Source organism: Methylobacterium sp. WL116, from assembly GCF_008039455.1.
In the GTDB taxonomy this organism is placed as follows: domain Bacteria; phylum Pseudomonadota; class Alphaproteobacteria; order Rhizobiales; family Beijerinckiaceae; genus Methylobacterium.
In genome coordinates, this window is sequence record NZ_VRUV01000195.1 from 1 (window position 1) to 7973 (window position 7973).

Genomic DNA, 7973 nt, shown 5'->3' on the forward strand with positions numbered 1-7973 from the left:
GCGCGCAGGTCCGCGCAGGCGCCGCGCAGGCCCGGGCCGCCGCGGCCGGTGACGATGTCCTCGCGGGTGACGCCGTGGCTGCGGAACACGTCGGCCGGCAGGTAGACCTGGCCCGCCCGCGCGTGCCACGGCATCGCCCGCAGCAGGCCGGTGATGCCGTAGGCGACGCCGGCATGACCGGCGGCGGCCGCCCCACTCGGCTCGGTGCCGTCGCACAGGATCAGGCTGGCGAGGCGGAACAGGGCCGAGGCGGTCTCGCCGCAATAGCCTTCCAGGTCGTTCAGCCGGGGCATCGGGTCGTCGTAGAGGTCGAAGACGCGGGCGTCGATCAGATCGACGAAGGGCTGGCGCCCGAGGCGGCGCGCGACGATCACGTCGAGGAGCGCGGCGGCGACGGGGTTGGCCTTCACGTCGCCGCGGGCCTCGCCCTGCAGCGCGTCGCGCCACCATTGCAGGCGGATCTCGCCGGCCATCGGGTTCGAGGCGGCCTCGCGCACCCGCGCGACCGTTAGGCTGAAGGCGTAGAGCGCGAACAGGTGCGGGCGGAAGGCCTGCGGCGCGAACAGCGTGGCGAAGTAGCGGTCGGGGTCGCCCGCGCGGACGAGGTCCTCGCAGTGGCGGAAGGCGAAGGCGAGGCCGCCTTTACCCTCTGCTTGGCTGTCCCCCTGCCCCGGCTCTGCGCTCACGCGACCGCGATCAGGGCCGCCGCCACCTTGCGGTTCTCCGCCACCAGGATGTTGTACGTGCGCGCCGCCGCGCCCGTCTGCATCACGTCGAGACCGATCCGGTTGTCCTTGAGCCATGCCCGAAGATCGGGTGGCAGCGGCACGATGTCGAGGCCCGTGCCGACGAGCAGCAGCTCGATCTCCGCCGATTCCGCCTGGACCGGGCGCAACGCGGTGCGGTCGATCGCCCTCCCCTCGGTCGTGGCCCAGGCGCGGATGCCCGACGGCAGCGCCAGGATCGAGCCGCGGTGCGACATCTCGCCGAAGCGGAAGCCGCCGTTGCCGTAGGCGTCGATCAGGTGGCGCCCGGGCAGGAAGCCGTCGAGCTCGGCCATGCGCTGTGCGTCCCCCGTCTCTCGGCCCTACTCCGCGGCCTGCGGCAGCCGCCCGCGGGCGGCCTGGGCCTTGGTGCCCGAGAGCATCAGCCCGAGATAGATCAGCGCCGGCGTCGAGACGAAGATCGCCGAGTAGGTGCAGATCACCACGCCGCAGAGCATCACCACCGCGAACCCGCGGATCGCCTCGCCGCCGAACAGCACCAGCGCCAGCAGCGACAGGAAGGCCGAGATCGAGGTCATCACGGTGCGCGACATCGTCGAGTTGATCGACAGGTTGAGCAACTCGTCGGTGGGAATCGTCTTGTACCGGCGCATCAGCTCGCGGGTCCGGTCGAACACCACCACGGTCTCGTTCAGCGAGTAGCCGACGATGGTGAGGATCGCCGCGATCGAGGTCATGTTGAACTCGATCCGGGTGACGATGAACACGCCCATGGTCAGCACGATGTCGTGGAGCGTGCCGACGATGGCGCCGAGCGCCAGCTCGCGCTCAAAGCGGAACCACAGGTAGAGCAGCACCGCGACGACCGAGAGCACGACGCCGAGCGTGCCCGACTGCACCAGCTCGCCCGAGACGCGGGGGCCGACGGTCTCGGTGCGGCGGAACTCGTAATCCTTGTCGAAGGCGCCGTGCGCCTTGTTCATCACCGCCGTCTGGCCCTGCTCGCCGGGCTGAAGCGGCAGGCGCACCAGCACGGTGCCCTGGTTGCCGAGCTCCTGCACCTCGGGCTCGCCGAAGCCGAAGCCGGCGGCCGTGTGGCGGATCTCGCCGACGTCGGCGGTGCCCGACTTCGCCTGCAGCTCGACCAGCGTGCCGCCCTTGAAGTCGATGCCGTAGTTCAGGCCGACGGTGAGGAACAGCACCACGGTCACGACCGACAGGATCGCCGAGAGCGGGAAGCTCAGGCGGCGGAAGCGCATGAAGTCGAAGTGCGACTCGTCGGGCCAGAGGCGAAGCAGGCGCATTCTTTTGGGACCTTGCGATCGGGAAGCGGCCTCCCGAAACGGGCGACGTTCAGAACGGAAGGGCTTTGGGCCGGAAGGACTTGTACCACACCGCGATCATCATCCGCGTCAGCGTCACCGCGGTGATGACGGTGGTGAGGATGCCGAGGATGAACACGACCGCGAAACCCTTCACCGGGCCGGAGCCGAGGAAGAACAGGATCAGCGCGGCGATCGCCATGGTCGAGTTCGAGTCGATGATGGTGGCGAAGGCCCGGTCGAAGCCCGCCTGCAGCGCCGAGACCAGGGATCGCCCGGCGCGGTGCTCCTCGCGCATGCGCTCGTAGATCAGCACGTTGGAATCCACCGCCGTGCCGATGGTGAGCACGATGCCGGCGATGCCGGGCAGCGTCATGGTGGCTTCCAGCACCGACATCAGGCCGAGGATGAGCCCGACGTGGACGATGAGGGCGATGTTCGCGATGAAGCCGAAGGTGCCGTAGGTCAGGAACATGAAGCCGACGACGAGGAGCCCGGCGACGCCGGTGGCGATCTTGCCGGCGCGGATCGAGTCGCTGCCCAGCCCCGGCCCGACGACGCGGCGCTCGACCACGGTGAACTTCGCCGGCAGCGCGCCGGCCCGCAGCAGGATCGACAGGTCGTTGGCCTGCTGCACTGAGAAGTTCCCGGTGATCTGACCGGAGCCGCCGGTGATCGCGGTGCGGATCACCGGGGCCGAGACCACCTCGTTGTCGAGCACGATCGCCATGCGGCGGCCGACGTTCTCCGAGGTCGCCTGGCCGAAGCGCTGGGCGCCCTTGAGGTTGAACTTGAAGCTCACCATCGGCTCGTGGGTCTGCTGGTCGAAGGCCGGCTGCGCGTCGGTCAGGTCGCCGCCGTCGGCCATCACCCGGCGCTCCACCGCCACCTTAGCGCCGCGCTCGTCGCGCGAGGGCAGCATGTCAACGTCGCCGGCCGGGTTGTCGGAGATCATCCGGAACTCGAGCTTGGCGGTCTTGCCCAGGAGCGCCTCGAGGCGCTCCGGGTCCTGCAGGCCGGGGACCTGGATCAGGATGCGGTCGGCGCCCTGCTGCTGGATCGACGGCTCCAGCGTCCCGGTCGAGTCGAGGCGGCGGCGGATGACCTCGATACCCTGCGTCACGGCGCGCCGCGTGCGCTCGTTGATGCCGGCATCGGTGAGCGCGAGGCGGATCAGGCCGTCGGGCTGCTCGGTGATGTCGAGCGTCCGCCCGCCGGTCTGGCCGACGAGCGGGTTCGAGATCGGCTGCGCCAGCTCCTGCAGCTTGGGCATCACCTTGGCGCGGGCGGCCGCGTCCGCGACGCGGACCTGGACGCCGCGCTGGAGGATGCCGATGCCGCCGTCGGCCCGCACGCTCTCGCGCTGGAGCACGCCGCGGACCTCGTCGCGCAGGGCCTTGGCTTGGGAGGCGACGAGCTCGGCCTGGTCGACCTCCAGCAGGAGCTGCGAGCCGCCCTGCAGGTCGAGTCCGAGCACGATCGCGCGGGTCGGCACGATCCAAGCGGGGAACCAGCCCGGCAGCGCGGCCATGAAGCCCTTGCGCTGCTCGGGCGAGAAGAAGCTCGGCACCGCGAGGCTGAGGCCGATCAGGATCGCGACGAGCGTCACGACGATTTTGGTACGGGAAAAGCGCAGCATCCGCCGACTCTGTTTTCTGCAGTCCTGCCGAGGGCTTGCCCCGGCATCCTGATCCGGCGGGTCCGAAGCCGTTCCCGATCGCGTCGCGTTGGGAACCGGTTCCGGGCTCTTGCCGTCCCACGCGCTCTCGAGCCGAACCGGCCCCGACTTCGGCGGAGAGCGCCCTAGGCGGCCTTGACCGGCCCACCCTTGACGCGGACCTCGGAGATCATGGTGCGCACCACCTTGACCCGGACGTTCGGCGCGATCTCCACCTCGATCTCGGTGGCGTCGTCCAGCACCTTCACCACCCGGCCGACGAGGCCGCCGTTGGTGACGATCGTGTCGTCGCGGCGGACGTTCTTGACCAGGGCCTGATGCTCCTTGACCCGCTTCTGCTGCGGCCGCAGGATCAGGAAATACATGATCACGAAGATGAGGACGAAGGGAACCACCTGCAAGGCGATCTCGGCTCCGCCGGCAGCAGTGCCGGCCCCTTGCGCGAAGGCGGGGGTGATCAAGCGCGTCTCCTCATGTGACGTCGGGCCCGTGCGCGCCTGTCGGAAGCGTCGCCGGGCCTGTCTGAAAGCGCGCGGACTATAGCCAGAGGCGTTCCGAAAGCAACGCCGGGCGGCGCGCGCCCCTCACATCGCCCGGACGAGGAGCAGCACCGCCGCCACCGTCATGACGAGCAGGGTGACGAGGATGCCGCCGCCGCGGCAGGCGAACTGGCGTGGCGAGTTGACCGGCGCGAACATGCCGACCGGATGCAGCAGGCGCGCGATCAGGAGCAGCCAGAGCAGCGTCAGCACGATCCAATGCCGGGTCCCGCCCGCTTCGAGCAGGGCGATCAGGCCGAGCGTCAGCGGCACGTATTCCGAGAAGTTGCCGTGCGAGCGGATGCGACGCTGCAATCCGTCCCGGCCGCCATCCCCGACGAGGACGTTGCCGCTGACCCGGGCCCCCACCACCCAGCCGGACAGGCCGATGTAGATCAAGGCGAACAGGGCGGCGAAGAGGGCGGTGGTGGCGGGGAAGATCAAGGCGGGTCTCCGGCGTTGCGATGCGCCGACCAACGCGAGCGGGCTCCGGACGTTGCAGGCCGTGTCGCAGCTCGTGTTGCGAGTCGTGCCGAGCGCGCGTAGGCCCGTGCGGTCCTCGAAGAGCCATCCGAACCGATCCGCCATGACGCAAGCGACCACCCTCGAGACCCTGATGCCGCTGCTGGAGCGCATCGCCACGGCGCTGGAGCGGGCCGCCCCGCCCGCGCGACCGGTGACGGACATCACCTCCGCCGACGCCTTCCTGTGGGGGCCCGAGCGCCGGCTGATCCCGGTGCGCACCGTCAACCGCGTCGAGATGGGCCTGCTCACCGGCATCGACCGGGCGCGCGATACCCTGGCCGAGAATACCGAGCGCTTCGCGCGCGGGCTGCCGGCCAACAACGCGCTGCTCTGGGGCGCGCGCGGCATGGGCAAGTCGTCGCTCGTGAAGGCGGTGCATGCCGAGATCAACGCGCGCCGCGCGGCCGGCGCCCTGCCGATGAAGCTCGTGGAGATCCACCGCGAGGACATCGAGGCGCTGCCCGACCTGATGGCGACGCTCCGCTCCGACCCGCATCGCTGGGTGGTGTTCTGCGACGACCTCTCGTTCGATGGCGACGACACCTCGTACAAGTCGCTGAAGACGGCGCTCGACGGCGGCATCGAGGGACGGCCGGGCAACGTGCTGTTCTACGCCACCTCGAACCGCCGGCACCTGCTCGCCCGCGAGATGGTGGAGAACGAGCGCTCCACCGCGATCAACCCCGGCGAGGCGGTGGAGGAGAAGGTCTCGCTCTCGGACCGGTTCGGCCTGTGGCTCGGGTTCCACAAGTGCAGCCAGGACGAGTACCTGGCGATGATCCGCGCCTATGCCGAGCGCCACGCCCTTCCGGTCGAGCCCGACGCGCTCCGGGCCGAGGCGCTGGAATGGGCGACCACCCGCGGCTCGCGTTCCGGCCGCACCGCCTTCCAGTTTATCCAGGATCTGGCCGGGCGGCTCGGCCGGACCCTCGACTGATCGAAATCCCGTCGGCCGATCGGTTGCGGGCGCGTTGTCGACGCCGCAGGCGCGTTGTCGACGCCGCAGGCGCATTTCTCGACGCCGCAGGCGCTTGCTTTGCGTCCGCTACGCCCGAGCTTGCACCTCGAGCGATCCGCCTCCCGGCGGACGAGCAGGCGGGACGGGGCTGACATCATGGGACTCTTCGACGCGATCCGATCCGCGCTCGCCCGCGCGGAAGCCCGCATCGACGCGATCGGCGGCGACGGCCTGCCGATGTCCTTCGCCAAGATCTATCCCGGCGGCCTGCCGGCCTTCCTCGATGCCCTGCGTGCGGCGGGCCACGGCTCGGCCGTCGCCTCGTGGCTCGGATCCGAGGCGAACGTCGCCCTCCCCGCGGGCGCCTACGCCGCCCTGCTCTCGCCCGAGGCGCTGACGCGCTTCGCCGCCGACCTCGGCATCCCGGAAGCGCGCGTGCCGACCGCGCTGGCCGAGTTCCTGCCCGGTGCGGTCGACCGCCAGAGCCGGGACGGGACGCTCGCGCCGCAGCGGCAATTCTCGACGCAGGTGGCCTGACGCCGGCCGGCGGCTAGAGTGAAGCGCGGATCACGGCGAGGAACCCAGCGATGAGCCTGTTCGATACCCTCAAGTCGGCGCTCGGCGGCAGCCTGGGCCAGGCCGCCGTCGAGGCCCTTCCCGGCATCGTCGAGCGGGTGCTGCCGGGCGGGCTTCAGGGGCTGCTGAACCAGCTCCAGAATTCGGGCTACGCCGCACAGGTGAATTCCTGGCTCGGCCGCGGCCCGAACGCGCCGATCACCACCGAGGACCTGCGCAAGGTCCTGGACAACGAGCAGGTCCGGCAGATCGCCGACAAGCTCGGGATCCCGACCGACCAGGTCCTCGCGGTCCTGGCGAAGGTGCTGCCCGCGGCGGTCGACCAGCACAGCCCCGACGGGACGCTGCGCACGCCCGGCACCTGACGACGCGCCGAAACGCGAAAGGGCGGCCCTCGCGGACCGCCCTCGATCGTGGGTCTCGGGAAATCGCTCAGTTGCTGGCGAGCTGCGACATCGGGTCGATCGGCGCGCCGCTCTTGCGGATCTCGAAGTGCAGCTGGGGCGAGGTGACGTTGCCCGACGCGCCCGACTTGGCGATCGTCTGGCCGCGCTTCACCTTCTCGCCGGGCTTCACGTCGAGCTCGCCGTTGTGGGCGTAGGCCGACACGTACCCGTTCGAGTGCCGCACCAGCACGAGCTTGCCGTAGCCCTTCACGTCCGAGCCGGCATAGGCGACGGTGCCGTCCTCGGCGGCCTTCACCGCGGTGCCCTCGGGCACCGCGATGTTGATGCCTTCGTTGCCCGAGGAGCCGTAGCCGGAGATCACCCGGCCCTTGGCGGGCCAGCGGAAGGTCTGGTCCGGCGCGGCCGGGGCGCTGGGGGCCGCGGCGGCGACCGAGCCGGTGCTGGCGGGCTCGACCTTCGCCACGGCGGCGGTCTTGACCGGCTCCGGCTTGGCGGCGGCGACCTTCTCGGCCGCGACCTTCTCCGAGGCCGCCTTCTCAGAAGCGGCCTTGGCGGCCTTCGCCTCGGCGACCTTCTTCGCCGCGTCCTTGGCGGCGTCGGCCTTGGCGGCGTCGACCTTGGCCTGCTTGGCCTCCGCCTCGGCCTTGCGCGTCGCCTCGGCCTTGGTGTCGGGCTTCGTATCGGCCTTGGCGACCTGGCCGGGGCGCACGTGATGCTTCTTGGCGTCGGCCTCCTTGGCGGCGACGTCCTTGCGGGCCTTCTCCTCGGCGCGCTTGTCGGCGAGCTTCCTGGCCTCGGCCTCCTTCTGGGCCTCCTTGGCGGCTTCCTTGGCCGCCTCCTTGGCCGCCTCCTTGCGCTTGGCCTCCGCCTTCGTGTCGTCCTGGCGCTTGGCCTCCGCGGCCTTGATCCGCTCCGAGGGGGCGGCGGGAACGGCCCGCGCCGTCATCGGGGCGGCCGCCGGGTTCATGCCCGAGGCGCTGTAGACCGGGATGATCAGCTGGCGGCCGGGCGTCACCTGGCCGGCGCTGGTCAGGCCGTTGGCCGACAGGATCGCCGAGGCCGGCACGCCGAAGCGGGTCGACATCTGGTTGAGGCTCTCGTTCGGGGCGACGGTGATGGTGGTGCCCCCTTGCGCGTTCCAGCCGGGCGTGCCGGTGGAGGCGACGCGGGTCGTCTGCGCCATCGGCTGGGTCGGCACGCGCGCTTCCGGGATGCCGAGGTCGGCGGCGAAGCGCGTCAGCGC

Annotated in this window: 10 protein-coding genes; 3 read left to right on the forward strand and 7 right to left on the reverse strand. The window is 70.8% G+C overall.

Annotated elements, in window-relative coordinates; all coding sequences use genetic code 11:
- The 6 genes from FV223_RS14905 to FV223_RS14930 form a co-directional block, all read right to left on the reverse strand.
- On the reverse strand, positions 1-686 hold a 686-nt coding region (locus tag FV223_RS14905; protein ID WP_187276147.1), incomplete at its 3' end, for a phytoene/squalene synthase family protein.
- Entirely contained in the window at positions 683-1060 is a 378-nt protein-coding gene (locus FV223_RS14910; RefSeq protein ID WP_147727774.1) for an MTH938/NDUFAF3 family protein, read from the reverse strand. The genes FV223_RS14910 and FV223_RS14905, both read right to left, overlap by 4 nt.
- A 27-nt stretch (positions 1061-1087) precedes the next feature.
- Complete coding sequence (gene secF / locus FV223_RS14915) at positions 1088-2029, reverse strand: protein translocase subunit SecF (RefSeq protein WP_147727775.1); 942 nt, start codon at positions 2027-2029, stop codon at positions 1088-1090.
- Positions 2030-2078: 49 nt separating this feature from the next.
- Positions 2079-3686: a protein translocase subunit SecD gene (secD, locus tag FV223_RS14920; RefSeq protein WP_147727776.1), complete on the reverse strand. Its 1608-nt coding sequence runs from the start codon at positions 3684-3686 to the stop codon at positions 2079-2081.
- A gap of 164 nt (positions 3687-3850) precedes the next feature.
- A complete protein-coding gene (gene yajC / locus FV223_RS14925) occupies positions 3851-4186 on the reverse strand; it encodes a preprotein translocase subunit YajC (protein WP_147727777.1) in 336 nt (111 codons plus the stop codon).
- 123 nt (positions 4187-4309) lie between these two features.
- A complete protein-coding gene (locus FV223_RS14930) occupies positions 4310-4708 on the reverse strand; it encodes an MAPEG family protein (protein WP_147727778.1) in 399 nt (132 codons plus the stop codon).
- Positions 4709-4850: 142 nt separating this feature from the next.
- On the opposite strand from FV223_RS14930, the gene FV223_RS14935 reads away from it, so the two are divergent.
- The 3 genes from FV223_RS14935 (at position 4851) to FV223_RS14945 (ending at position 6688) form a co-directional block, all read left to right on the forward strand.
- Positions 4851-5726: an ATP-binding protein gene (locus tag FV223_RS14935; protein WP_147727779.1), complete on the forward strand. Its 876-nt coding sequence runs from the start codon at positions 4851-4853 to the stop codon at positions 5724-5726.
- A 177-nt stretch (positions 5727-5903) separates the two neighbouring features.
- Positions 5904-6284: a YidB family protein gene (locus tag FV223_RS14940; RefSeq protein ID WP_147727780.1), complete on the forward strand. Its 381-nt coding sequence runs from the start codon at positions 5904-5906 to the stop codon at positions 6282-6284.
- 50 nt (positions 6285-6334) lie between these two features.
- Positions 6335-6688 carry a YidB family protein gene (locus tag FV223_RS14945; RefSeq protein WP_147727781.1) on the forward strand — a complete coding sequence of 118 codons (354 nt, stop codon included), beginning with the start codon at positions 6335-6337 and terminating at the stop codon, positions 6686-6688.
- Positions 6689-6755: 67 nt separating this feature from the next.
- Here FV223_RS14945 and FV223_RS14950 read toward each other — a convergent pair whose 3' ends face one another.
- A complete protein-coding gene (locus FV223_RS14950; protein ID WP_246689689.1) occupies positions 6756-7970 on the reverse strand; it encodes a peptidoglycan DD-metalloendopeptidase family protein in 1215 nt (404 codons plus the stop codon).
- Between the last annotated feature and the right edge of the window lie 3 nt (positions 7971-7973).